Origin of the sequence: Achromobacter sp. ESBL13 (genome assembly GCF_036668755.1) — a bacterium.
Classification (GTDB): Bacteria; Pseudomonadota; Gammaproteobacteria; order Burkholderiales; family Burkholderiaceae_B; genus Achromobacter.
The window spans coordinates 1,311,878-1,337,070 of sequence record NZ_JAZEVT010000001.1 but is presented as its reverse complement, the minus strand read 5'-3'; the positions used below and the strand labels follow the sequence as shown (position 1 = coordinate 1,337,070).

The 25,193-nt window shown below is 65.6% G+C and carries 24 protein-coding genes; 11 read left to right on the top strand and 13 right to left on the bottom strand.

Annotation, left to right across the window (positions count from 1 at the left end):
- Positions 1 to 169: 169 nt before the first annotated feature.
- Positions 170 to 904 (top strand): SDR family oxidoreductase, encoded by a 735-nt coding sequence (locus tag V6F88_RS05975; protein WP_332608423.1) that lies wholly within the window; start codon positions 170 to 172, stop codon positions 902 to 904.
- On the opposite strand, the gene V6F88_RS05970 is transcribed toward V6F88_RS05975, so the two are convergent.
- The 3 genes from V6F88_RS05970 to V6F88_RS05960 are packed head-to-tail and all read right to left on the bottom strand — an operon-like array spanning position 839 to position 4,180.
- Positions 839 to 1,792: a LysR family transcriptional regulator gene (locus V6F88_RS05970; RefSeq protein WP_332608422.1), complete on the bottom strand. Its 954-nt coding sequence runs from the start codon at positions 1,790 to 1,792 to the stop codon at positions 839 to 841. The genes V6F88_RS05975 and V6F88_RS05970 overlap by 66 nt on opposite strands.
- A gap of 50 nt (positions 1,793 to 1,842) precedes the next feature.
- Positions 1,843 to 3,546: a putative bifunctional diguanylate cyclase/phosphodiesterase gene (locus V6F88_RS05965; RefSeq protein WP_332608421.1), complete on the bottom strand. Its 1,704-nt coding sequence runs from the start codon at positions 3,544 to 3,546 to the stop codon at positions 1,843 to 1,845.
- Between the two features lie 58 nt (positions 3,547 to 3,604).
- The gene (locus V6F88_RS05960) at positions 3,605 to 4,180 is read right to left on the bottom strand and encodes a TetR/AcrR family transcriptional regulator (protein WP_332608420.1); all 576 of its coding nucleotides are present in this window, start codon (positions 4,178 to 4,180) and stop codon (positions 3,605 to 3,607) included.
- Between the two features lie 202 nt (positions 4,181 to 4,382).
- Here V6F88_RS05960 and V6F88_RS05955 point away from each other — a divergent pair, with 202 nt between their 5' ends.
- Positions 4,383 to 5,792, top strand: a complete 1,410-nt coding sequence (locus tag V6F88_RS05955; RefSeq protein WP_332608419.1) for an amidase — start codon at positions 4,383 to 4,385, stop codon at positions 5,790 to 5,792.
- 78 nt (positions 5,793 to 5,870) lie between these two features.
- Here the strand turns inward: V6F88_RS05955 and V6F88_RS05950 are convergent, their stop codons facing one another.
- The gene (locus V6F88_RS05950; RefSeq protein WP_332608418.1) at positions 5,871 to 6,656 is read right to left on the bottom strand and encodes an SDR family NAD(P)-dependent oxidoreductase; all 786 of its coding nucleotides are present in this window, start codon (positions 6,654 to 6,656) and stop codon (positions 5,871 to 5,873) included.
- Positions 6,657 to 6,665: 9 nt separating this feature from the next.
- A complete protein-coding gene (locus tag V6F88_RS05945; protein ID WP_332608417.1) occupies positions 6,666 to 7,652 on the bottom strand; it encodes a Bug family tripartite tricarboxylate transporter substrate binding protein in 987 nt (328 codons plus the stop codon).
- A 265-nt stretch (positions 7,653 to 7,917) separates the two neighbouring features.
- Here V6F88_RS05945 and V6F88_RS05940 point away from each other — a divergent pair, with 265 nt between their 5' ends.
- Positions 7,918 to 8,883: a Bug family tripartite tricarboxylate transporter substrate binding protein gene (locus V6F88_RS05940; RefSeq protein ID WP_332608416.1), complete on the top strand. Its 966-nt coding sequence runs from the start codon at positions 7,918 to 7,920 to the stop codon at positions 8,881 to 8,883.
- 260 nt (positions 8,884 to 9,143) lie between these two features.
- Here the strand turns inward: V6F88_RS05940 and V6F88_RS05935 are convergent, their stop codons facing one another.
- The gene (locus V6F88_RS05935) at positions 9,144 to 9,995 is read right to left on the bottom strand and encodes a class I SAM-dependent methyltransferase (protein ID WP_332608415.1); all 852 of its coding nucleotides are present in this window, start codon (positions 9,993 to 9,995) and stop codon (positions 9,144 to 9,146) included.
- Positions 9,996 to 10,114: 119 nt separating this feature from the next.
- On the opposite strand from V6F88_RS05935, the gene V6F88_RS05930 reads away from it, so the two are divergent.
- Complete coding sequence (locus tag V6F88_RS05930; protein WP_332608414.1) at positions 10,115 to 12,175, top strand: transcriptional regulator; 2,061 nt, start codon at positions 10,115 to 10,117, stop codon at positions 12,173 to 12,175.
- Between the two features lie 79 nt (positions 12,176 to 12,254).
- On the opposite strand, the gene msrA is transcribed toward V6F88_RS05930, so the two are convergent.
- From msrA to V6F88_RS05905, 5 genes are all read right to left on the bottom strand, one after another.
- Positions 12,255 to 12,962: a peptide-methionine (S)-S-oxide reductase MsrA gene (gene msrA, locus V6F88_RS05925; RefSeq protein ID WP_332608413.1), complete on the bottom strand. Its 708-nt coding sequence runs from the start codon at positions 12,960 to 12,962 to the stop codon at positions 12,255 to 12,257.
- A gap of 36 nt (positions 12,963 to 12,998) precedes the next feature.
- Positions 12,999 to 13,505 carry a peptide-methionine (R)-S-oxide reductase MsrB gene (gene msrB, locus V6F88_RS05920; RefSeq protein WP_332608412.1) on the bottom strand — a complete coding sequence of 169 codons (507 nt, stop codon included), beginning with the start codon at positions 13,503 to 13,505 and terminating at the stop codon, positions 12,999 to 13,001.
- A gap of 74 nt (positions 13,506 to 13,579) precedes the next feature.
- Positions 13,580 to 13,936, bottom strand: coding sequence for a pentapeptide MXKDX repeat protein (locus V6F88_RS05915; RefSeq protein ID WP_332608411.1), 357 nt, complete (start codon positions 13,934 to 13,936; stop codon positions 13,580 to 13,582).
- Between the two features lie 41 nt (positions 13,937 to 13,977).
- Complete coding sequence (locus V6F88_RS05910) at positions 13,978 to 14,769, bottom strand: molybdopterin-dependent oxidoreductase (protein ID WP_332608410.1); 792 nt, start codon at positions 14,767 to 14,769, stop codon at positions 13,978 to 13,980.
- 10 nt (positions 14,770 to 14,779) lie between these two features.
- Positions 14,780 to 15,409 (bottom strand): cytochrome b/b6 domain-containing protein, encoded by a 630-nt coding sequence (locus V6F88_RS05905; protein ID WP_332608409.1) that lies wholly within the window; start codon positions 15,407 to 15,409, stop codon positions 14,780 to 14,782.
- Positions 15,410 to 15,554: 145 nt separating this feature from the next.
- Between V6F88_RS05905 and V6F88_RS05900 the strand changes: the two genes are divergently transcribed.
- A complete protein-coding gene (locus V6F88_RS05900) occupies positions 15,555 to 16,283 on the top strand; it encodes a response regulator transcription factor (protein ID WP_332608408.1) in 729 nt (242 codons plus the stop codon).
- Positions 16,280 to 17,752, top strand: a complete 1,473-nt coding sequence (locus V6F88_RS05895; RefSeq protein WP_332608407.1) for a sensor histidine kinase — start codon at positions 16,280 to 16,282, stop codon at positions 17,750 to 17,752. The genes V6F88_RS05900 and V6F88_RS05895 overlap by 4 nt, the downstream gene beginning before the upstream one ends.
- Positions 17,753 to 17,799: 47 nt before the next feature.
- Here V6F88_RS05895 and V6F88_RS05890 read toward each other — a convergent pair whose 3' ends face one another.
- Together V6F88_RS05890 and V6F88_RS05885 are read right to left on the bottom strand one after the other, a co-directional pair.
- The gene (locus tag V6F88_RS05890; RefSeq protein ID WP_332608406.1) at positions 17,800 to 18,957 is read right to left on the bottom strand and encodes an NAD(P)H-dependent flavin oxidoreductase; all 1,158 of its coding nucleotides are present in this window, start codon (positions 18,955 to 18,957) and stop codon (positions 17,800 to 17,802) included.
- A gap of 108 nt (positions 18,958 to 19,065) precedes the next feature.
- Complete coding sequence (locus tag V6F88_RS05885) at positions 19,066 to 19,794, bottom strand: IclR family transcriptional regulator (protein WP_332608405.1); 729 nt, start codon at positions 19,792 to 19,794, stop codon at positions 19,066 to 19,068.
- A gap of 255 nt (positions 19,795 to 20,049) precedes the next feature.
- Here V6F88_RS05885 and V6F88_RS05880 point away from each other — a divergent pair, with 255 nt between their 5' ends.
- From V6F88_RS05880 to V6F88_RS05860, 5 genes are read left to right on the top strand one after another with little or no spacing between them, the layout of a single operon-like run.
- Complete coding sequence (locus V6F88_RS05880) at positions 20,050 to 20,988, top strand: hydroxymethylglutaryl-CoA lyase (protein WP_332608404.1); 939 nt, start codon at positions 20,050 to 20,052, stop codon at positions 20,986 to 20,988.
- A 42-nt stretch (positions 20,989 to 21,030) separates the two neighbouring features.
- Complete coding sequence (locus V6F88_RS05875) at positions 21,031 to 22,236, top strand: CaiB/BaiF CoA transferase family protein (protein ID WP_332608403.1); 1,206 nt, start codon at positions 21,031 to 21,033, stop codon at positions 22,234 to 22,236.
- The gene (locus tag V6F88_RS05870; protein ID WP_332608402.1) at positions 22,233 to 23,219 is read left to right on the top strand and encodes a Bug family tripartite tricarboxylate transporter substrate binding protein; all 987 of its coding nucleotides are present in this window, start codon (positions 22,233 to 22,235) and stop codon (positions 23,217 to 23,219) included. Before V6F88_RS05875 ends, V6F88_RS05870 begins: the two co-directional genes overlap by 4 nt.
- Positions 23,220 to 23,259: 40 nt before the next feature.
- Positions 23,260 to 24,258, top strand: a complete 999-nt coding sequence (locus tag V6F88_RS05865) for a Bug family tripartite tricarboxylate transporter substrate binding protein (protein ID WP_332608401.1) — start codon at positions 23,260 to 23,262, stop codon at positions 24,256 to 24,258.
- A 22-nt stretch (positions 24,259 to 24,280) separates the two neighbouring features.
- Complete coding sequence (locus V6F88_RS05860) at positions 24,281 to 25,180, top strand: SMP-30/gluconolactonase/LRE family protein (protein WP_332608400.1); 900 nt, start codon at positions 24,281 to 24,283, stop codon at positions 25,178 to 25,180.
- The last annotated feature ends 13 nt before the right edge of the window (positions 25,181 to 25,193 follow it).

Here is a 25,193-nt window from a genome sequence, read left to right as displayed (position 1 = left end):
TCATGGCGGGCTGCCGTGGCGGGCGGCATTATCGCAGACGGCATGGATTAAAGCGTGTGCCGCGTCCACATAGAACAGCCGATACCCCCATCGGACATTCCTGCTGGCCCGCCGCGCGGTATGACGAGAACATCGTTCATTTCCAAACCTTTACTCAAAGGAAATGAGCATGACCAACCCTCTTGCAGGACAACGCATCGTGGTCGTCGGCGGCGGCTCGGGCATGGGCCTGGCCCTAAGCGCCCGGCTGCTGAGCATGCATTGCGACGTCGTGATCGTGGGCCGATCGCGCGACAAACTGGACGCCGCGGCCACGCAGTTGCAAGCGTTTGGCGAGCCGCGCGTGTGTCAGGCGGACGTGACCCGCGAAGCGCAGGTGCAGCGGCTGTTCGAAGACATCGGCCACGTGGACCACCTGGTCTGCACCGCCGCCGACATCCGGGGCGCCTACGAGCTGCTGCCCGACCTGGCCCTGGACGCGCTGGACCGGGCGATCCGCTCGAAAGTCGTCGCGCCCATCTTGCTGGCCAAGCATGGCGCCGCACGGATGCCGGCGCACGGTTCAATCACGCTGACCTCCGGTATCGCCGCCTATCGACCCCGGCCCAAGGGCGTGGCCGTGGCGGCGATCAATGCCGCCTTGGAAGGGGTGGTGCGCGCGATGGCGGTCGAGCTGGCGCCGTTGCGCGTCAACGCGGTGTCACCGGGATGGGTCCGCACGCCGATCTGGAACGATGTGGCGGGCGCCGACAGTGACGCGTTGCTGGCGTCGATGGCCGAGCGGCTGCCGGTGGGGCGGGTGGGCACCGGCGACGATATCGCCGACGCCATCCTCTTCCTACTTGGCAACGGCTACACGACCGGCACCGTGCTGCACGTCGATGGCGGGCATCGGCTGGTCTGAGCCCAGGGTCGCAAGCCCGATCATCTGGATGAAGGCGGCAGTCTGGCGCGTGGGTTCGCGGTGCAGGGTAAGCAGGCAGATGGGCAGGCCTGCTCCCTGTGTGGCCAACGGCCGCCATACCGGCTGCGACGCCGTGACGGCCGCGCCCAAGGCCATCCTGGGCAGGATCGATATTCCCAGGCCGGCGGACACCATCTGCATCAAGGCCGGTACGCTGTCGGCCTCGCCCCGAACGCGGGGCCGCATGGGGGCGTCCTGCAACAGGGCCTCCAGGTATTCCCGATACCGGCAGCCCTGCATCGTGACGATCAGCGGGTAGTCGGCAAGCGCGTGCGGGGGGATTTCGGTTGCGTGCGCCAAGGGATGGCCGGGCGGCAACACGACGCCCGGCCTGTCCCGGGCTATGGTCTCCACGCGGAGCCTGGCGTTGTCGGCCGGCCAGCCGTGCACCAGCCCCAGGTCGGCCGTTGCGTCCAGCACCGCCTGCGCGGTGTCCGAGGAATTTCTTTCCTGGACCGCAACCTGGGTGGCGGGATACAGCTCGGCAAGCTCCAGCAGTTGCGGAACCAGCACGCTGGTGCACAAGGTTTGCGGCGCGGCCACGCGGATAGTGCCCCCCGGATCATCGACGTTGTCGCGAACCTGCCGGAACGCTTCATCGGCCAACGCAAGCAGCTCGCGGGCGCGCGAGGCCAGCCTTTCCCCCGCCGCCGTCAGTTGCAAGCGGTTGTTCTGGCGAATGAACAGCGCGTGACCCACGCTGTCTTCCAGTGCGCGCACCTGCTCCGTCACGCTGGGCTGCGACAGGTGCACGCGTTTGGCGGCTTGCGTGAAGTTCAACGTCTCTGCTGCGGCAATGAAAATCTTCAGCTGTCGTAGTTGGAACATGGGGTGGTCGCGGAGGGATAGGGGAAGGGGGCGGCGGCGCGTCGGCGGTGTCACGCGCGCCGCATGAATTCCAGGAAAGCCTCGGCGGTCAGCGGTCGGCTGATCAGATAGCCTTGAATGCAGTCACAGCCCGCGTCTTTAAGCGCATCGGCCTGGTGTTGGTGTTCCACGCCTTCGGCGATGGTCTTCATGCCCAGCGCGCGGGCAAGGCCGACAATGCTTCGGATGACCGCAGACGCTTTCTCTGACGCCAGCAATTCCCGCACGAACGATCTGTCGATCTTTAGCGCGTCCACGGGAAGGCGGACCAGGTAGCTAAGGCTGGAGTAACCGGCGCCAAAGTCATCCAGCGATGTGGATATGCCGGCGCCTTTCAGCGTAGCCAGCACCGATGTGGCCATATCGATATCGCCCAGCAGGCCATCTTCCGTGATTTCGATATCCAGCAGGGCGGGGCAGACGCGGTGCCGCCGGGCGGCATCAAGAATGCGATCTGCCAGGCCGGCGTCCAGCAGTTGCCGGGGCGACACGTTCAGGCTGGTCCTGGGCACGGTTACGCCCAACTGTTGCCATACGGCGATATGGCGGCAGACGGCATCGAACAGCCAATCGGCCAGCTGGCCCTCGTAGGAAGAATCAAGCAGCAACGCCAGAAACGCGTCCGGCGTCAGCAAGCCGCGTTGGGGATGACGCCAACGAAGCAGCGCCTCGACGCCGGCCAGGGAGCCGTCGGTCAAGGCAATCTGCGGCTGGAAATGCAGTTCGAACTGGTTGCTTGAAAATGCGGCACGAAACTCCGAGCGCAGTACCACGCGCTCGCGCATGCCCCGGTCCAATGCCGCGTCATACATGCGAACGTGCAGCCCGCCGGAGGACTTTGCGGCGTACATGGCGGTATCCGCCTGGCTCAGCAATGCCTCGGCGGATTCAGGTTTTTCTCCAAGCAGCGCGATACCAATGCTGGCAGAAAGCAATAGCGATCGGCCGCCCGTTTCAAACGGCGCCGCAAGCGTGTCCAGCACTGCCTGCGCACAGGCGTGCGCCGCGTTTTCGGTGGTGTTGCGCAACACCAGAACAAACTCGTCACCGCCTACCCGCGCGGCAAAACAAGTGGGCTCGACCAGGGTGTTCAGCCTGTGGGCAAATGCGCGCAGCATCGCATCGCCGACGGCATGGCCGAATGCGTCGTTGACGTCTTTCATGTGGTCCAGATCGATAAACAGCACCGCTACGCGAGCGCTATTCCGGGCGCCTTTCAACGTGGCGTCGGCGACCGCGCCGGATAGCGTTTCCATGCATTTGCGCCGATTCGGTAAACCGGTCAGATAGTCGTGACCGGCTTCGAATTCCAGTTGTGCCGCCTGCTCTTGTTCGCGCGTGACGTCGCGAAACAGCACCGTGATGCCTTCATCGTGGCGAAACGATCGCGCTTCGAACCAGGTGCGCAGCGGGGCGTAATAAGCGGTGTGGCGACCGGGGACGCCCGTGGCCGCCGTCTGCTGGTAGATCCGGTAATAGCCCGAGTCCACCAGGTCCGGGTAACACTGCCATATGTCGCGCCCCAGCAGGTTGTGCCTATCCTGCTGCAAGTAGCGTTCGGCGGTGTCGTTCAGGTAGGTAAAACGCCACGACTTGTCTATCGACATGAAGCCGTCGCTTAGGCTGTCCAGCATTTCCGCCAGATGTTCCGGCGCGGGCTGGCGCGCGTCGGCGGTGGGCGGTTGGGCGGGGTGTGGGGCGGGGCGTCGTGCCATTGTTGGACCTTCGTTCGCGTCGGACTAGCCAATCATTCCTGTTTCGCAAACCACATCGTCATGCCGGCAACAGCCCGGCCGACCGATAGCTGGCAATCAGCGCATCAAACAGCGCAATGTCGGCGCGACCGCGCGCCATCAGCTGGGCGCCGGCGACTGCCGCGTAAATGGCGCGCGCCCGTCCTTCGGCCTCGTTGGCGGGCACGATGCGCGCCGCTGACAGGCCCTGGGCCAGCCAGTCGACGTTGACGTCCGCAAACGCCTGGACCTCTTTCTTTACCGCTTCGGGCAAGTCGTCGTATTCGGCGGCCATGAAACTGCTCAGGCACATGCGGTTGTCGCTTTCGAGCGACTTGCGGAAGGTTTCGGGATAACGGCGCAGGCAATCGAGCGGATTGTCGCAGGTGGCGGACAGCGCTTGCAGGGCCTCGGCTGAATCCTGCCAGTACCGTCGTGCCACGGCCGCCGCAAGATCGGCCTTGCTGGGGAAGTGGTGGTAGATGCTGGCCCCCTTCATGCCCACGTCCTGCGCCAGGTCGCGCATGTTGAGCCCGCCATAGCCATGCGCCTGGACGATTTTGGTGGCGGCGGCGACAAGCCTGTCGCTGGAGCTTGCGCCTGCGGGATTCTTCAAAGTGACTGCCTCAACGAAGTTTAGGGTTGACGATACAAATTATGCCGCTTAAAGTCCAACCTAACAAACGTTAGGTAGCGCAACGCTTGTTGTAGCCCATCCACGGATCCATCACGCCCGGGCCAACTAACAATCGTTCGTTAGGCTTTCCGCCGATGACGGCAATCCTGTCTTTCATTCCCACTTTCAACCAGGAACACGCATGAACTCGGAACTTCTTGAAAACGACGCAACAGGGCTGGCCGCCCTGACTCGCAACCGCCAGGTATCGCCCGTTGAAGTGATGCAGGCGCACCTTGATCGCATCGATGCCGTGGATAAAAAGGTGAACGCTGTCGTCACGCTGGCGGGCGATGCGCTCAAGCAGGCCAAGGCCGCCGAAGCCGCCGTGCTGGCAGGCCGGCCGCTGGGCCCGCTGCATGGCGTGCCGTTTACCGCCAAGGATTCGATTGACACCGCCGGAGTCATGACGCAACGGGGTTCGCCCATTTTCCGGGGGCGGCTGCCGAAGACCGACGCAACCAGTGTGGCGCGCCTGAAAAGCGCGGGCGGCATTCTGCTGGCGAAAACGAATCTGCCTGAATTTTCATACTGGATTGAAAGCGACAACCTGCTAAGCGGTCGTTCCAACAACCCCTGGGATCTTGAACGCACCCCAGGCGGTTCAAGCGGGGGGGAATCCGCGGCGATTGCCGCGGGCATGTCGCCGCTGGGCTTGGGCACCGACCTGGCCATCTCGGTACGGGGGCCCGCCGCCCAGACCGGCATCGTGTCCTTGAAGGCGACGCACGGCCGCGTGCCCATGACGGGCATCTGGCCGCGAGCCCCGCGCCGCTTCTGGCACGTGGGACCCATGGCGCGCAGCATCCGCGACCTGGCGTTGGCATTTTCGCAATTGTCCGGGCCGGACGGGATGGACGCCTTCTCAAGTAGCGCCGCTCCATTTGATGCGGGCCTCGGCGCATCGCCCGGCCGCGCACTGCGGGTCGGCTGGATGGTGGGCCCGGGTTTCGGCCCCGTCGACCCCGAGGTCGCGGGCACCGTCCGCGCGGCGGCCGAAGCGCTCAAGGACGCGGGTTGTGTGGTGGAACCGGTGGGCATTCCCGCCCTTGAACGCGACTTTGCGCTAGACGTGTTCAACCGCCTTCACGTCATGGAAATGAAACCGGCATTCGCAGAGGCCACCGCGGGGCGTGGCTTGGACGAGGTGTACAAGATGGCCAGGACGATGCTTGCGCTGCCCGATACGTCGATGCAGGACTATATCGATGCCGAGCAGGCCGCCGAGCGCTTGCGCGACGGATACGCCGAGTACTTCACGAAGTACGACGCGCTTATCACGCACGTGTTGCCCATTCCCGCGCACAAGCATGGTGTGGATACGTTCACCATCGACGGCCAGACCGTGGACGCCACGTATCTTCAGGGCGCAACCGTCCCGCTCAATGTCACGGGCCTGCCCGGCGTCTCGATGCGGTTTGGGACCAGCAAGGAGGGGATGCCGATCAACGTGCAGCTGGTTGGCAGCTGGCACGCCGAGTCGACCATTCTTCATCTGGCGGCGCAGCTGGAATCGCTTAGCCCGGTTCGTGGCCTGCGTCCCGCCCTCTAAGCCGGCACGGCGCTGAACGCGCGCCAGGCAAGCTCGTGGGGGCGACGTGCCGTTGGCTGCCCGCCGCCACGCCGACGCTCAGCCCGCATACAGATTCGTCAGCGATGCTTTAAGAAAGCCGCCGTCCACCACGATGTCCTGCCCATTCACATAGTGCGATGCGTCGCTGGCCAGAAAGGCCACGGCGCCCGCGATGTCCGAGGGAAGGCCGATGCGTCGCGCGGGGATGTGGGCAACGCGTTTTTGCAGCACGGCGTCGTCGCGGTAGTGCGGTTCCGACAGCGGGGTACGGATCATGCCCGGGCTGATGGCGTTGGCGCGTATGCCCAGGGGGCCCCATTCCACGGCCATCTGCCGGGTCAGCGCTTGCAGGGCGGATTTGGTCGAGCCGTAGGCGCCGACTCGCGTGGGCGTGTGGGCAGAGATTGACGCCACATTGATGATGCTGCCCGCCTGTTGATCGCGCATCAGCGGAAACAGCTGCTGTGCGCACAACAACGCGCCGCGCAGGTTGACGCGAAAGATGCGGTCCCATAAATCGATCGGGAACGCCTCCAGCCCCACGGGCGCGGCGCTGATGGCCGCGTTGTTGACCAGTATGTCGCAGCGCCCGAAGCGCTGCGCCACCTGCGCGGCCATCTCCGCCACCGCGTCCGGCTCTGAAATATCACAGCGCACGTTCAGCAGCCCGTCCGCCCGGGCGTCGGCGTGGCCCGCGTTGACGTCCACCTGCACGACGGCCGCGCCCATCGATTGCAGTTGCCGGCAGATGGCCAGGCCGATGCCGCCGCTGGCGCCTGTGACCACGGCCACGCGGCCTTGCAAGGCGTCGACCGCAAAAGGCGTATTGAAAGAGGTGTCCATGCGCGCCGCCTACTTGTTCTTCAGGTCGGCCACTTGCGCCAGGCCTTGCCAGATGACCGCGTCGCGCTTGATCGATGCCGCGAATTCCTTGGCGGAAATGTCCGCGGGAATGATCATGTTCTGGCCTTCGATTTTTTCGCGGACGTCGGCAGTGTGCTGTGCGCGATAGATCTCTGTGTTAAGCCGGTCGATGATCCGCGGCGGCGTGCCCGCCGGCGCAAAAACGCCGTACCAACCGTCGGCTTCAAATTTGTAGCCTTGCTCGGCCAGCGTCGGCACATCCATCGTGGCGGGCCAGCGGCGCGAACCCGTCTGGCCCAGGGCGACCAACTTGCCGCTGCGCATGAACGGAATCGGCGAGGCGATATCCATGAACCCGACGCTGATGGTGTTGGCGATCAGGTCGGTGCTTTCCGTGACCAGTTGCTTGTAAGGAACATGCGGCATGTCCAGGCCGTAGTGGGCCTTGATGCCTTCCATGGCCAGGTTGCCGGATGAACCCGTGCCCCACGAACCGTACGCCAGCTTGCCGGGGTTGGCCTTGGCATAGGCAACCATGTCGGCCAGGTTCTTGAAGCCGGTGCTGGGGTTGGCGACCAGCAGGATGCCCGCCGCGCCGACCTGCGCAATCGGCAGCAGGTCTTTGTCCGGGTCGTAAGGCAGCGAGGGAAGCACCACCGGGTTCAGCAAAATGGCGGACGAGGGCGCCAGCAGCAAGGTGTAGCCGTCGGGCGCCGCCTTGGCTACCGTGTCGCACGCAATCATGCCGTTGGCGCCGGGCTTGGATTCCACGACGATGGGCTGGTTAAGCGCCTTGGACAACGGGGCGGCGATCAAGCGGGCAAAAATGTCGCCGCCGGCGCCGGGGGACCCGGCGACTACCAGACGGATAGGGCGGTCGGGCCAATCGCTGGCGGCGGCCAGGGCGTTGACGCCCAGGCCCATCAGCACGCCGCCCAGCAGGATGGCTCGCCGTGTGGGAAGGGGGTGGGTCATGGCTAGTCTCCGGAATATTGGAATTGATGTTTTCAATTCACTTTGATTTGTCAGGAGCTCTAAATTCTAGGTAGCTGCACCGGCTTGGCTATAGCTGAAGCCGCAGATCTGAACTGCATGAATCGGAGGAGTCGCGGGCATGGCCGATGGCGGCGCGCGGTGCCGGCGTGCTGCGTTTTTTGCAGAAGACATCTTCGAATTCTGACGGAATGGATGGGGGGGGGCTGGATACACTTTCACGGGGACAACTGAAGAAGAGCAAGCCATGCCTTTCACGATTCGCCGCCGTCTGCTGCTGGCAGGCGCGGTGTGCAGCGCACTGTTTTCCTTTGCGGCCGCCGCGCAAACGGCGTATCCGGACAAGCCCGTGCGGCTTGTGGTCCCGTATCCGCCGGGGGCCGCTACCGACGCCATCTCGCGCGCGTTCGCCCAGCAGCTTGGGGCAATCATGGGGCAGCCGGTGGTGGTGGAAAACCGGCCGGGCGCCGGCTCGGCCATCGGCATCATGGCCGTCAAGAACCGGCCCGCCGACGGCTACACCCTGCTGGTGCATGCCGAGGGTTTTTACAGCGCAAAGTTGACGACGCCCGGCGCGAGCTACGAGTTTTCGGACTTCGACATCCTGGCCCCGCTGGCCCAAAGCAGCTACGCCTTCATCGTGCCGGCCGATCGCGGCTGGAACACCTTGCAGGACCTGAAAGGGACGAAGCGCGAAATGGACATCGGCATTGCGGACCTGGGCATCGGCACCTATTCCACCTTGGCGGCCAGGCTGGCAGCAAGCCTGGGCACGCAATACCGCCCGATTCCCTTCAAGGGCGGGGCCGAAGGGCTGACGGCAATTCTGGGCGGTCAGATCGACGGCTACTTCACCACGATCGGCACCACGCAAACCGTCAAGGACAATCCCCACGTGAAGGTGCTGGCCTACACCGGGCGGCCGGGCAGCGCGAGCCATCTGGCGGGGGTGAAGACGTTTTCCGAGCTTGGTGTGCCCGACATGGTGTTTCACAGCAGCTATAGCGTGGCGGTGCGCAGCGGCATCCCCGAGCCCGTGCGTACGCAGTTGGCCCGCTTCGTCAGGCAGGCCGCGACGTCAACGGCGATGGACAAGGCGCGGCAGGATCTGTATCTGGACGGCTACAGCGGCAGCCTGGACGACTACAAGCAAGAGCAACTGCGCTTGTCGGCGGAGTTCGAGGCCAGCGCGAAAGCGCGCAAGCGCGACTGATCGCGCCGGCACATCTTTGCCGGATAACAGCGGGCACATAGACCCAGCAGGCGCGCGGGCAGGCGTATGATTTCAGGCGGAGGACCAGCACCGGCCTGGCGGCGGGCGTCAAGCCCGCGCGCCAGCTTTGCATGCCACATGCTTCGCATCGCCCCGTCTGCCCGCCACGCGGATGGGAAGGAAGGCGTCGCGCCATGGACCATCTGCTTGCTGTCCGCCCGGCTAGTCCCTGCGCCACGGGGCTTCGGGCAGTGTCCCCGTCACTGACGGGTGATCACGATTTCCAGGTATTCACTGGGCACCACCACCCCGGCGTCGCCAGAGCGATTGAACCGGTCTATTTGCGCTATCAGGTCGCTTTCCAGGGCGGCTTGCGCGGCGGGCTCCAGCATGGAGAACGCCTTGAGGACCGGTCCGTAATAGCTTTTGAAGACTTGCAGCCAGTGCGCCGGCGAGCGATATCGGAAAACGAAGTGTCGCGGTTCCGCCTGGATCGCCTTGGCATGTGCGCCGAACATCTCGTCGATACGCGCGCGGGTGCCCCACAGCGCGGGCGATTTGACGCCGGCCGGCGGGGGGACGTGCTTGCCGATCGTCTTGAAAATCTGTCCCACGAAGCCCTCCGGCGTCCAGTTGGCCATGCCGATCTTGCCGCCTGCACGGCAGACACGGACCAATTCGGCGGCGGCCCTGTCCTGGTCGGCCGTGAACATCACGCCGAAGGTGGACATGACGGCGTCGAAGCTGCCGGGCGCGAAAGGCAGGGCTTCGGCGTCGGCTTCCTGAAACTCGATCTTCAGCCGTTCGGCGGCGGCGCGTTCGCGAGCTCGGCTCAACAGCGCGGGCACATAGTCGGTGGCGACGACCTCGCACCAACGCCGCGCCGCTGCCAGCGACGCATTGCCGTTACCGGCCGCCACATCCAGCACTTTTTGCCCGGCGCGCACATCCATGGCCTCGCACAGTTGTTCGCCGACGATCTGAAGCGTGGTGCCGACCACGGCATAGTCGCCGGAGGACCAGGTGGCTTGCTGGCGGGTTTTCACGGCCGCCAGATCGGGCGGCGCGGCTGCCGGCGCAAGAGGAACGGCGGCAATATCGGTTGGGGACATAGCTTGACTCCATTGACACAAGGTGAAGGCGCGGGCGGATATCGCCGACGCGGTGCCGAGGCGCGGGCGAAAGGCTGTTCGGGTAGCGCGCGATCGGGACTCAACCGTAGAGCGGGCGCGTGGAGGCCAACGTGGTAGCCAGCGTGGAATTCGAGGCGACCGGGGGGGAGGGTATTCCCCAGAGCGGCGCCATTCATATACAACTGCTGGGGCCGATGGCGATCCGCCGCGCGGGCGTGGCCCTGCCGCTGCCGCCATCGCGCAAGCTGCGCGCGCTGGTGGCATACCTGGCGCTGGCCACGCACCCGGTGTCCCGGGCATATCTTTGCGAACTGCTCTGGGACCTGCCGAACGATCCGCGCGGCGAGCTTCGTGGGTGCCTCAGCAAGGCGCGCGCGTTGCTGGACGACGCGGACCAACGCCGCGTGCAGGCCGCGCAAGACAGCGTGATGCTGAACCTGCGCGACTGCCACGTGGATGTGGTCGACATTGAAGGGGCGATGCGGCAGGGCATCGGCAACGTGGGCGTGGAACCGTTGCGCGCGATGGCAGCGCTGTTCGTCGGGGAATTCCTGGAGGGGCTGCACATCCGGTCCTGCCCGATGTTCGATAGCTGGCTGGTGGCGCAGCGGCGGCGGTTCCGGTCATGCCAGGCCGCGGTGTTGGAACATTTGGCGGCGCTGCTGCCGGACGGCTCTGAAGAGCGCTACGACTGCCTGGACAAATGGTTGCGCCTGGCGCCGTTCGATCGCCACGCGCACATGCTGATGCTGCAATCGCTCAGCGCGCGAAACCAGCTTCGCGAAGGCGAAGAGCACGTGGCCGCCGCGATTCGCGCGTTTGAAGACGAAGGGCTGGACTGGCGACCGTTGCGCGATGCGTGGGGCCAATTGAGGCGGCAATTGGGGCGGACGCCATCCGACCCGCCTGAACCGCCGGCTGGCTTGCGCAGGGCGGTGCTTGCCGAGCAGGCAGAAAGCAGCAAGGATCACACCGGTCGTGCCTCGATTGCCGTGATGCCGTTCGCGGACGCGTCCGCACCTGGCGGGGTGCGGGGCGGCCTGGGCGATGGCCTGGCTTACGACATCATCACGCGATTGGCAAAGCTGCGTAGCCTGTTCGTCATTGCGCAGGGAACCGTGTTTGCCCTGGATCAGCGCAGCGTGGGGCCGGAAGAGGCCGGCCGAACGCTGAATGTGGACTTCGTGGTCAGCGGCTTGCTGCGACGGCACGCCAATCGCATCATTGTTGACGTGGCGCTGGTCGAGGCGCGCACCGCGCGTATCGTTTGGGCGGAAACGTTCGATCACGCGATGGACGACGCCTTTGTGGCGCTGGACGACATCGGCAACCGGATCGTCGCCTCGGTCGACATCGAAATTGAATCCGCCGAGCGCGAGCGCGCCATCCTTACGCCGCCGAATTCGCTGGACGCCTGGTCGGCCCATCATCGCGGCCTGTGGCACATGTACCGGTTCAACCAGGCGGATAACGCGCGGGCAAGGCATTTCTTCGAGTTGGCGCTGCGGCTGGATCCCACGTATTCGCGGGCGTACGCTGGGCTGTCGTTCACGCATTGGCAGGACGCATTCCAACGTTGGGGCGACCAGAATTCGGCGGTCGACCTGGCGTACCAAGCCGCGGGCCAGAGCCTGATTGCCGACGACCGGGACCCCGCGGCGCATTGGGCCATGGGTCGGGCGCTGTGGCTGCGCGGGAGCCAGGAGCCATCACTGTCGGAATTGCAGCGCGCCGTGGACCTGAGCCCGAACTTTGCGTTGGGCCACTACACCTTGGGTTTTGTCCATTGCCAATCGGGCGACGCGCAGGCGGCGATTGGCTCTGCCGATCATTCGCGCCATCTGAGCCCCTTCGATCCCTTGATGTTCGGCATGCTGGCGGTTCGCGCGCTGGCTTTGGTGCGGTTGGGCCGGGTCGCCGAGGCCGCCGACTGGGCGGTCAAGGCGGCCATGCGTCCCAACGCCCACGTGCACATCCTTGCTATCGCCGCGCATTGCCTGGCACTGGCCGACAGGCAGGACGAGGCGCGGGCGTTTGTGGCGACGATACACAAGGCGAACCCCGCTTACGGCATTTCAAATTTTCTGGACGCGTTCCGCCTGACGCCCGACACGCAAGCCCTGTTCAAGAATGCCGCCAGGCGAATCGGCTTCGAGTGACGCACGCAGAATGCACGCGGGCCTGCGCGCCACCATCGGACATTGGCAGCGCGCGGGCGCCCGAATCTTCGGCCCGGGCTTACTTCCCGTTCGCGCCCACCAGCACCGGCTTGTCCCGATACTTCTGGGGGAAGGTCTTCGCCAGATTTTCCACCTTGGGCACGTCGTTCAACACGATGTACATGCTGTTGGGATTGCGCACCAGGTAATCCTGGTGATAGCCCTCGGCCGGGTAGAACGCTTGCAACGGTTCCACGGTGGTGGCCAGCGGCTTGGAATACACGCCGGTCTTGTTCAGCTGCGCGATATACGCTTCGGCCACCTTGCGCTGCCCGTCATTCGCCGGGAACACCGTGGAACGATATTGCGTGCCACGGTCGGGGCCCTGGCGGTTCAGTTGCGTGGGGTCGTGCGCGACGGAAAAATAGATTTGCAGGAGTTGCCCGTAGCTGACCTGCTTGGGGTCATAGGTAACTTCCACCGCTTCGGCGTGGCCCGAGCGGCCGCTGCTGACGGTGTCGTAGTTGGCCGTGTCGGCCTTGCCGCCGGCGTAGCCCGAGACGGCGTTGCTGACGCCTTTGACATGTTGGAACACGGCCTGCACGCCCCAGAAGCAGCCGCCGGCGATGACGGCTTTTTCTTGCGTGGCGGCGGCGGGCGCTTCGTCGACAGACGGGGCGGGGATGATGAACGCGGTTTCGGCGGCGCGGGACGCGCCCGCGCCCGCCGCCAGCAGGCCGCAGGCGGCGGCAAGGGCGGCGCAGAATTTTTTGGCTTGGAAGTTCATGGTCAGAGGGTTCCTGGAAAGGGGAGCCGGCGCGCCTCAACCCTGTGCGGCAAAGGTCATGGCGACGCCGTTCATGCAATAGCGCAAGCCGGTGGGGCGGGGGCCGTCGTCGAAGACGTGGCCCAGGTGCCCACCGCAGTTGGCGCAGTGCACGGCGGTGCGGACCATGCCAAAGCCGGTGTCGCGGGTTTCGCCCACGGCGTTGGGCAGCGGCTGCCAGAAGCTGGGCCAGCCGGTGCGGCTGTCGAATTTGGTGCTGGACGAGAACAGGTGCTGCTCGCAGCCGGCGCACGAAAACGTGCCGGTGCGGTGTTCGTCGTTCAGCGGGCTGGTGTAAGGGCGTTCGGTGCCTTCGCGGCGCAACACCTGGTATTGCGCGGGCGTCAGCCGGGCGCGCCATTGCGCGTCGGTCAACGCATAGGGAAAGGACGCGGCGGTGCTTGGGCCGGCCGAGGCGTTGCGCGGGGTCAGCCAGGGGGCAAGACCCGCGGCAAGCGCGGCGGCGCCGCCCAGCGTCAGGAAGTGTCTGCGGTTCAAAGTCATGGCGTGGCTCCGTCAAAAATGCGGCATGCCGGGCGCGGGCCTATTCGGCGGCCCGCGCGCGCGGCCTGCTGCGCTTACTTGCTCATTCCGTCCTTGGACATCGAATCCTTCTTCATGCCGTCGTGCGACATGCCGTACTTGGACATGCCGCCTTTGGACATGCCGTCCTTCGCCATGCCGTCCTTGGCCATCCCGTCCTTGGCCATCCCGTCCTTGGCCATGCCGTCTTTCGCCATGCCGTCCTTGGCCATCCCATCCTTTGCCATGCCATCCTTGGCCATGCCGTCCTTGGACATCGAGCTCTTGCTCATGCCGTCTTTGCTCATGCCGTCTTTGCTCATGCTGTCCTTGCCCATGGTGTCGGCGGCGTGCGCGGCGACGGCGCCGAATGCCAGGCACAGGGAGAAAGCGGCGGTGGTGATTTTCTTCATGATGCGTTCCTTTGATGGAGGGGGTAAGACAGGAATTTCACCTAGCTTCCGCCGAACCAGTTATAGCCCTGGTCCTCCCAGTAACCGCCTGGGTAGGTGTTGGTGACAAAAATGGCCTGTATGTGCTTGGGGTTCTTGTAGCCAAGCTTGGTAGGCATGCGCAGCTTCACGGGGAAGCCGTACTCGGGGGGCAGCGTCTTGCCGTCGTAGGTCAGCGCCAGGATGGTCTGCGGGTGCAGCGCCGTGGGCATGTCGATGCTGGTGTAGTAGTCGTCCGAACACTTGAAGCCCACGTACTTGGCGGTCAGGTCCGCGCCCACGCGTTTCAGAAAGGTGGAGAAGGGCACGCCGCCCCATTTGCCGATGGCGCTCCAGCCTTCCACGCAAATGTGCCGCGTGACCTGGTCGACCTGGGCCATGGCGCGCAGTTCTTCCAGGCGCCATTGGCGCTTGTCGGCCACCATGCCGGTCACTTCCAGGCGGAACGATTCCTCGTCCACGTGGCGCACTTCGTCAATGCCGTAATACGCGTTGAAGGGAAACGGCCGGGTAATCATGGATTCCGGATAGGTGGGCGCGAGCTTGTTCGGGTCGAACAGCCAGCCTTGCACGCGGTCGTTAAAGCGCGAGACCGACGTCAAGGCCTTTTCCACGTTTTCATCATCGGACAGCGAACACCCGGACAACATCGCCACGCCACCCAGCGTCAGGCTGTTGCGCAGGAAGGCGCGGCGCGACGGCTGCTCGACGCGTCGGGCAAGCAGGTTCCTGGCTTCTTTCAGAATGGCCGCGCCGTCCAGGCCCAGCAGAGACAAGCGTCTTTTTTGGCTCACGTCGGGCTCCTTATTTGCCGCGGATCATGGCGATCAGGCTACGGGGCACCAGCGCCACCATCACCAGGTGCACGGCCACGAACGCCACCAGCAGCGCCATCGCAAAAAAGTGGATGCGGCGGGCGAATTCATAGCCGCCCATCAGGTCGCGCAGCACGCTAAATTGCACCGACTTCCACAGCACCAGGCCCGACAGCACCAGCACCACAATGTCAACCATGACGAACAGGTAGGCCAGCTTCTGCACCTGGTTGTAGTGGCGCAGGTCGTTGTGCGACAGCTTGCCGTGCAGCGCGGCGCTCAGGTCCGTGGCCACGCCACGCGGGCTGACGGGGAAGAATTTGCGCCGCAACCGGCCGGTGGCCAGGTTCAGCGTCAGGTACAGCAGGCCATTGACAAACAGCAGCCACATGCCGGCAAAGTGCCATTGCAGCGCGCCGCCCAGCCAGCCGCCCAGGGTGATGTTGTTGGGAAAGGCAAAGTCGAAGAACGGGGCGGCGTTATAAATGCGCCATCCGCTCATCACCATCAGCACCACCGCCAGCGCGTTCAGCCAGTGCATCACGCGCAGCCAGCCGGGGTGGATGACGCCGGGTGGCCGGGCGGCGGGGGAAATGTGGGGGGCGGGGCTTGCCAACATGGCGGGTCTCCGGGGCGGGGTGCTGTCGTTGGAGCCATTCTTGTCCCTGGCCGATATCGAAGTCCTCACGCAAACTTAAAAAAATTGTGATAACTGGCCGCCGTGGATTGGCGACAATGGCGATATTCCTACCCCCGAGCCGCCCATGGACACGCCCCGCCGCGTTTTGATTGTCGAAGACGACGCCCACATCGCCGAATTGCTGCGCCTGCACCTGCGCGACGAAGGCTACGAGGTGGAACACGCCGCCGACGGCAACGACGGCATGCGCCGCCTGGAAGAGGGCAATTGGGACGCGCTGGTGCTCGACCTGATGCTGCCCGGCATCGACGGCCTGGAAATCTGCAAGCGCGCGCGGGCCATGGCGCGCTACACCCCCATCATCATCACCAGCGCCCGGTCGTCCGAAGTGCATCGCATCCTGGGCCTGGAACTGGGCGCCGACGACTATCTGGCCAAGCCGTTTTCGATGCTGGAACTGGTGGCGCGCGTGCGGGCCTTGCTGCGCCGAAGCAGCGCCATCGAACGCAATGCGCGCATCGACGCCGGCAGCCTGGCGGTGCACGGCGTGTCCATCGACCCCATCGCGCGCACGGTTGACGTCGATGACCGCCGCCTGGATCTGACGCCGCGCGAATTCGACCTGCTGCATTTTTTTGCGCGCCACCCCGACAAGGTGTTTTCCAGGATGGATCTGCTGAATCACGTCTGGGGGTATCAGCACGAAGGCTACGAACACACCGTCAACACGCATATCAACCGGCTGCGCACCAAGATCGAAGCCGACCCGTCCGACCCGCGCCGCATTTTGACGGTGTGGGGCAGGGGCTATAAATTCGCCGCGGGACCGGGCGCTGCCGGAGGCCCGACATGAAACGATTCACCCTGACCCAACGCCTGTCCGCCGTGTTTGCGTTGCTGCTGCTGGCGTGCTGCGGCGCGTCGGCGTGGTTGCAGATCGCCGCCAATTCCCGCTACGAACAAGAGGTGGTGCAGCGCCTGTCCAGCGGCTTGGCGCAGCACATCGCGGGCACCACGGAATTGATGGATGCCAACGGCTGGAAGCCCGACGCCGTGCGTTCGCTGTTTGACATGCTGATGGCGGTGAACCCGGCCGTGGAGGTCTATCTGCTGTCCAACGACGGGCGCATCGTGGGCGATGCCGCGCCGGCGGGCCTGATCAAGCGCGCGCAGGTGGACCTGGCCCCGGTCAAGCATTTGCTGGCGGGCGGCATGCTGCCGATTGTGGGCGACGACCCGCGCAGCCAGGACGGCCAAAAGGTGTTCAGCGCCGCGCCCGTGCGCGTAGGCGGGCAGGAAAAGGGCTACGTATACGTGGTGCTGCAAGGGCAGGCGCACGACGCGCTGGCCATGTCGGTATCGCGTAGTTCCGTGTTGCGCACCACGCTATGGTCGATTGCGCTGGTGGCGTTGTTGGGGCTGGTGGCGGGCTTGACGGCGTTTGCGCTGATCACGCGGCCGCTGCGCGAATTGACGCGGGCGGTGCGCGCGTTTGAAGGCGACGATGGCAAGGCGCTGGCCGCGCTGGCACGGCCGGGCGATGACACCGACACCAGTCAGGACGAGATCTCGGTGTTGCGCCGCAGCTTCGTGCAGATGGGCCGCCGCATTTCCGACCAATGGCGCGAACTGACGCGGCAGGACCAGCAACGGCGCGATCTGGTGGCCAATATCTCGCACGACCTGCGCACACCGCTGACGTCGCTGCATGGCTATCTGGAAACGCTGCGCCTGAAGGACGAGACGCTGAACATCAGCGAACGCCGCCGCTATCTGGACATCGCGCTGGGGCAAAGCCGCAAGGTGGGGCGTCTGGCGCAAGAGCTATTCGAACTGGCGCGGCTGGAGTCGGGGCTGGTAAGGCTTGAGCCTGAAACGTTTTCGCTGCCGGAACTGGTGCAAGACGTCATGCAGAAGTTCGAGCTTGCCGCCGAAGCGCGCCAGCAACAGCTAAGCACCGACATTCCGCAGGCGCTGCCGCTGGTGCGGGCGGACCTGGGCCTGATCGAACGCGTGCTGACGAACCTGCTGGACAACGCCATCCGGCACAGCCCGCCCGGCAGCCGCATCGACTTGCAACTGGGCGTGGCGCAGAACCGGGTGCAGGTGCAGGTCAGCGATACGGGCACGGGCATTCCGCAAGAGTTGCGCACGGGCTTGTTCACGCGCGCGTCGGCGTTGAACCGGGGGCCGCGCGATGGCGGGGGCTTGGGGCTGGTGATCGTGCAGCGCATCCTGCAACTGCACCAAAGCGAGATCCGGCTGGTGGAACGCCCGGAGCCGGGCGCGGTGTTCCAGTTTGATCTGTCGGCGGCGCGATAGGGCGCACGTCCCGCTGCCCCTTGACGCCTCGCCATTCAATCGGCGGCCTACGCCGCTGCCGGCATCTGCCCATGCAGCAGGTAGTCCATCAGCTCGCGCACCGAACGCATCGCGCTGCCGAACGGCAGCTTGGACGCACCCCTGAAAAACAACCCCCGGCTGACTTCGCCGCGTAGCGCCGCGGCCAGCTTCAGGTCAATGCAGAACTGCCCAAAGCGTGACAGGCCATCGCGCAGGCCGCATTGCGTCAGGCAGTCCATGCGCTGGCTGCAACGGCGCGGATCGCAGCGCGTGCCGGCTTGCAGCGTCTTTTCCTGGCGCAGATAGCGTGTCAGCCACGGCGTGGCGACGGCGCGCGCGGGCAGCCCGGCCACGCTGGTGAATTCGGCCAGCTCGGCCGGGTCGGCATCAATCAGCACCCGCTTGAAATTCTCATGCGCATCGCCCTCCTGCGTGACGGCGAACGCGGTGCCTACCTGCACGCCGTCGGCACCATGCGCCAGCCAATGCCGCACCTGGTCGTGGCTGCCCACGCCGCCGGCCACGATCAGCTTGGGCGCGTCTTGACCCAGTTGCAGTTCACCGAACAGCGTGTGGCATTCAGCCAGTACGCGCTGGAAATCAAAGCGTTCGTGGTGGAGGTCGTCCAGCCGCGCCGCGCCCAAGTGGCCGCCCGCATAGCCGGGATGCTCGATCACCACGGCGTCGGCCATGCGGCCTTTCTTCATCCATTTTTTCAGCACGACGGCCACGCCGCGCGCCTCCGACAGAATCGGCACCAAGGCCACGTTCGGAAAATCGGCCGTCATTTCCGGCAGGTCCATGGGCAGGCCCGCGCCCATCACGATGGCCTGCGCGCCGCTTTCGCAGGCCTGCCGCACCAGCGCCGGATGGCCGCGCACGGCCTTCATGACGTTCACCGCCACCAGGCCCCGGCCTGCCGCCGTATCCAGCGCGGCGCGCACTTCGCGGTCCAGTGCAAGCAGGTTGACGCGGTCGATCAGGTCGCGGTCATTGCACTTGTCTGTCTGCTCAAGCAGGTCGGGATGGTGATGGCGCAAATCGATGCTGGCGATGGTGCCCACCGCATTCTGGCTGGCGACGGCTCCCGCCAGCCGATGCGCGGACACGCCGACGCCCATGCCGCCCTGCACGATGGGCAGCAGTTCGCGGCCGGCGAGTTTGAGTGATTTGAACCACGTCATGTTTAAAGCCTTTCCTCTGGTCAAGTGGACAGAGGCTAGAGCAAGGCATGACGGGTCGCCTTGCGCAGGATCAAGCGGCGGGCAATGGCGCCCGTGGCGCGGTGGGGATCACCCCACGCGGCCCGTCAGGCGGCGCGCGGCGTTCAGCACGTGGCTTAGGTGGTCAGGGTTGTAGCGGTGCGCGGGCGCGGTCAGCGTCACGGCCGCTGCGATGCCGCCCGACAGCAGGAACACTGGCGCCGAAATGCCCGCCACTTCGTTCAGGCGGTCGCCCATTGCCGCGAAATAACCGTCCTGGCGGATGCGCGCGTATAGCGCTTGTTCCGGGCCGGGCGCGTTGCCCAGGATATCGTCGAACGCCGTCAACACGCGCCCGCCGCTGCCGCGTTCCAGCGGCAGCAGATCGCCCGCGCGGATGTGGTCGCGCACCGGGTGAGGCGAATCCACGCGATACAGGCACAGGCGCGCATCGCCTTGGCGCACGTGATACGCCGCGCTTTCGCCGGTGGCCGCAACCAGGTCGCGCAACACCGGCACCACCACATGTTCAAGGGAAAACGACGCGGAATAGATCCCATGCAAACGGGCCACCTCGGGGCCCAGCGCATAGCGGCCGTCGTCCAGCCGCTGGATCCATTGCGCGTGCTCCAGCGAGGCCAGCAGACGCAGCACGGTGCTTTTGTACAGGCGGGTCCGTTCGGCAAGTTCGCCCAGGGACAGCGTGCGATCGCTGGGCGTGAACACGGCCATCAGGCTCAGCGCGCGGTCGACGGCCGCCACGCCGCCGGCGGCGGCATCGGCATCGGCAACGGATTCGGTTGCGGCTTTACGTGGCATGGCGAACCTGCGCGGTGATGGCCGGGCAACGCGCCAAGGCAAAGGGAAGGGCGATCGGCATATTCCATCCTTTAGAACGACAGGCGCCGCCATTGTAGGCACAGCGCGGTGCGGCAACGTGCCTCCTTCCCGGGCCCCCGCCGTAATTTCCACCAGGCAACACGCTTGACAGCACTTTTCGCATCGTCTTTAATTCCACAAGAAAGAACAACATTCTATAAGATAGAACTTATAAAACCATAAGGAGACATCGTCATGACGGACCCCAGCCACAACGACGCGCAGGTGCTGATCAGCGAAGTCGGCCCGCGAGACGGCTTGCAGTCCGTGTCGGCCACGATGGCGACCGAGGACAAATTCCGGTGGATCGACGCGCTGGTCGCAGCCGGCGTGCGTGAAATCGAAGTGGCTTCTTTCGTGCCCGCGCGCTTGTTGCCGCAAATGGCCGACGCCGCCGAAGTCGTGGCCTATGCCGCGCGTATTCCGGGGCTGACGGTGATGGCGCTGGTGCCCAACCTGCGCGGCGCCGAGGCCGCGCTGCGGGCCGGCGTGCACAAGCTGACCATGCCGGTTTCGGCCAGCCGCGCGCATTCCCTGGCCAACGTGCGCAAGACCCCTGAAGACATGGTCGAACAGGTGCGCGCCATTGCCGCGCTGCGCGACGAACTTGCGCCCGCCGTCAAGCTTGAAGCCGGCATCTCGACCGCGTTCGGTTGCACCCTGCAAGGCCTGGTGCCGGAAGACGAGGTCATCCGGCTGGCCGCGATGTGCGTGGCGGCGGGCGCCGATGAATCGGGCTTGTCGGACACCGTTGGCCATGCCAACCCGGCGCAGGTGCGCCGTTTGTTCCGCCGCTTGCGCGCGGAACTTGGCGCCCAGGCCGGCGCCGCGCACATGCACAACACGCGGGGCCTGGGCCTGGCCAATTGCCTGGCCGCCTGGGACGAAGGCGTGCGCACGTTCGACAGTTCGCTGGGTGGCTTGGGCGGCTGCCCCTACGCGCCCGGCGCGTCGGGCAATGTCGTCACGGAAGACCTCGTCTTCATGTTCGAGGCCATGGGCGTGCGCACCGGCATCGACCTGGAAAAGATCATCGCGGCGCGCCAGCCGCTGGCCGCCGGCCTGCCCGGCGAACCGCTTTACGGCATGACGCCCGACGCGGGCTTGCCCCTGGGCTTTGTTCAGGCGCGCTAACGCCATCCGTTCATCCATTTTTGTAATCAAGGTGCATCACCCATGACTAGCCGTGCAATGTCCCGCCTTCCGTATGAAGGCATCCGCGTCGTCGAATTCACCCACATGGTGATGGGGCCGACCTGCGGCATGCTGCTGGCGGACCTGGGCGCGGAAGTGATCAAGGTCGAGCCGATAGGCGGCGACACCACGCGCCGCCTGCTGGGCTCGGGCGCGGGCTTCTTTCCCATGTTCAACCGCAACAAGAAAAGCATTGCGCTGGACCTGAAGCAGCCCGAAGGGGTAGAAGCCGCCTTGCGCCTGATCGACACCGCCGACATCGTCAGCGAGAACTTCAAATCTGGCGTGATGCAGAAGCTGGGCCTGGACTACGCCACGCTGAAGGCGCGCAACCCCCGGCTGATCTACGTCAGCCACAAGGGCTTCTTGCCCGGCCCCTACGACAACCGCACCGCGCTGGACGAAGTGGTGCAGATGATGGGCGGGCTGGCCTACATGACCGGTCGCGCCGGCGACCCGCTGCGCGCGGGCTCCAGCGTGAACGACATCATGGGCGGCATGTTCGGCGCAATGGGCGCCATGGCCGCGCTGGCCCAGCGCGAGCACACCGGCGTGGGCACCGAAGTACAGGCCTCGCTGTTTGAGAACAACGTGTTCCTGGTGGGCCAGCACATGATGCAGTACGCCATGACGGGCCGCGCGCCCGCGCCGATGCCCACCCGCATTTCCGCGTGGGCGGTGTACGACGTGTTCACCGTCAAGGACGGCGAGCAGATCTTCCTGGCCGTGGTCAGCGACAAGCAGTGGGACATTTTCTGCCGCGCCTTCGGCCTGGAGCAATGGCTGTCGGACCCGCGTCTAGCCACCAATAACGACCGGGTACGCGCGCGGGAATGGCTGATGCCGCTGCTGCGTTCGCACCTGGCGGGCCATAGCGCGGCGGCGCTGGCCGCGCGCTTTGAAGAAGAAGGCTTGCCCTTTGCGCCCATCACCCGGCCCGAGCAGCTGTTTGACGACCCGCATCTGAACGCCACCGGCGGGCTGGCGCCCATCACGCTGCCCGACGGGCGCGAGAGCTTCGTGCCGCTGGCCCCCCTGACGCTGGACGGGCAGCAACCCCCCATCCGCTTGCAGCCGCCGGCTGTGGGCGAACACACCGACGCGCTGTTGCGGGCGGTGGGCTATCGCGACGACGAGATCGCGGCCTTGAAGGCAAGGCGCATAACAGAAGGAGACCAACCATCATGATCGCTCTGACCCGACGCTCGTTTTTGGGCGCAACGCTTTGCGCGGCCGCGCTGCCGCTGCGGCTGCATGCCGCGTCCGCCTATCCCGACGGCCGGCCCATCCGGCTGATCGTTCCGTACACGCCGGGCGGCGGCACCGATTCCGTGGCGCGCGCTATCGCGGCCAAGATCACGGGGGCAGCCGGTTGGTCCGTGGTGGTGGAAAACCGCCCCGGCGCGGGCGGCAATATCGGCATGGACTACGTGGCCAAGACGCGCCCCGACGGCTTCATGCTGGGCCTGGGGCAAACCGCCAACCTGGCGATCAATCCGGCGCTGATGCCCAAGATGCCCTTCGATGCCGCCAAGGATTTCGCGGCCGTCGCGATGGTGGCGTCGTTGCCGGTGGTGCTGGTCGTGAAGGCCAACGCGCGCTGGAACACGCTGGCCGACCTGGTCAAGGAAGCCCGCGCGCAACCGGGCGCCATCAAGCAGGCGCTGGCCGGCTCGGGCACCGTGGGCCATCTGGCGGGCGAGCTGTTGGCGTATCAAGCCAAATTCCAGGTGCTGAACGTGCCGTACCGGGGCGCGGCGCCGGCGCTGAACGACCTGTTGGGCGAGAACACCGACTACATGTTCGCCACGCCCCAAGCCGCGCAGGAAATGCTGAAAGGCAAGGTGCTGCGCCCCTTGGCCGTCACGTCGCGCGAACGCCTGTCGATCCTGCCCGACGTGCCCACTGTGGCGGAATCCGGCTTCGACGGCTTCGAGGCCGTGGACTGGAAGGCGCTGGTGGCCCCCGCCGGCACACCGCCCGAGATCATTGCCCAGGTCAACGGCGTCGTGGAAAAGGTGCTGGCCGACCCGGCCACCATCGCCATGTTCACGGCGGAAGGCAGCAAGCCGATGGGCGGGTCACCCCAGTCCGCGCAGCAATACATCTTGAATGAACAACAGAAGTGGGCGCGCTTGATCCGCGAAGCCAACATCCAGACCGCGGCGTAATACGGACGCGGGGCCACAGGAGCCAACAGGAGACAACATCATGACTACGCTTTTCACGCGTGGCGCCGCCTTGCGCCGCGTGCTGCTTGCCGTTACGGCGGCGCTGGCCTGGGTGCCGGCGCACGCGGCCGACGACGCGGCCAACTGGCCCGACAAACCCGTGCGCCTGGTCGTTCCGTATTCCCCCGGCGGCACGACGGATTACGCCGCGCGGCAAGTGGCGCAAAAGCTATCCGAGGCCACCGGAAAAACCTTTATCGTGGACAACAAGACCGGGGCGTCGGGAACCATCGCCACGCAGGAAGTGGCGCGGTCCGCGCCCGACGGCAGCACGTTCCTGGTCACCGACACCACTTACACGATGCTGCCGCTGTTGTTTTCCAAGCTGCCTTGGGATTATCAGAACGACCTGATCCACGTCAGTGAAATCATCGAAACGCCCTTGGTGCTGCTGGTTCCCGAGAAGTCCCCGTACAAGACGATGGACGCGTTGATCGCGCAGGCCCGCAAGGCGCCCGGCACGCTCAATTTCGGGTCGGGCGGGCAGGCCAGCTCAACGCACCTGGCCGCCGAGATGTTCAAGAGCGAAGCGAAGGTGTCGTTGACCCATATTCCGTATCGCGGCGCGGGCGCGGCGTTGTCCGACCTGATGGCCGGGCAGATCGACCTGTTGATCACAGCCGCGCCCACCGCCATCCCCCCGGTGCAGGGCGGGCGGGTGCGGGCGCTGGCCGTCACTGGCGCGACCCGGCTTGCCGCATTGCCGGATGTGCCGACCTTCGCGCAGGCGGGGCTGCCGTCGTATCAGGTGTTGAACTGGTTTGGCCTGGCCGCGCCCAAGGGCACGCCGCCGGCCATCGTCAACAAGATGAACCAGCTGGTGACACAGGTAATGAGCGAGCCCGCCATGCAGGAAAACATGGCGCGGCAGGGGGCGCGCCATCGGTCCCTGCCCGTGGCGCAGTTTGGCGCCTATGTGCAGGACCAGGTGCGCCTGTGGGCTGACGTGGGCAAACGCGTGGGCATCAAGCCCGAGTAACACGGACAGGAGAGAAGTCACCATGTGGAATATGAACTTCGCGCCGCCGGAGGTGATTGAAGCGCGCGTCATCGCCGCCATGCCCGGCGCGTTACGGCTCCCTCGGCGCAGCGCCTGGGCCGACGCCAACAAGGCGGGGCATATCGTGGATTGCTTTCTTGAGGGCCCGGTGTTTGACGCCGACGGCGCGTTGTACGTAACGGACATTCCGCATGGCCGCATCCTGCGCGTGGACGGCGACAACGACTGGTGCGTGGTGGCCGAAACGGGCGGCTGGCCCAACGGCCTGGCGCGCCATCGCGATGGCAGCCTGTGGGTGGCCGATTACCGGCTTGGCATTTTGCGATGCGACCCGGTCACGGGCCAGGTCGATACCGTGCTGGGTGAGCGCAACAGCGAATCCTTCAAGGGCGTGAACGATCTGGTGTTCGACCGCGCGGGTCGGCTGTACTTCACGGACCAGGGGCAGACCGGGCTGCACGATCCCCATGGCCGCGTGTATCGCTATGAACCGGCCAGCGGCCGCCTGGACCTGCTGCTGGCCAATGCGCCCAGCCCGAACGGGATTGCGCTGGACGCGAATGAACAGGTGCTGTTCGTGGCCGTGACCCGTGCCAACCAGGTGTGGCGCGGCCCGTTGATGCGCGACGGCTCGCTGTCGAAGATGGGGGCGTTTCGCACCTTCTTCGGCACCAGCGGGCCGGACGGGCTGGCCAGCACGCCGTCGGGCGGTTTGCTGGTGGCGCATGCCAGCCTGGGCGGCGTCTTCGTGCTGAACGCGGGGGGCGAAGTCAGCCACTTTTTGAAAAGCCCGATTGCCGGCAGCACGGTGACCAATGTGGCGATACGCCCCGATGGCGGCGCCGTCGTCATGACGGAATCCGCAACCGGGGCGATTCTTGAAGCGCCGTTGCCGGCGTAACGGGATTGGCGGC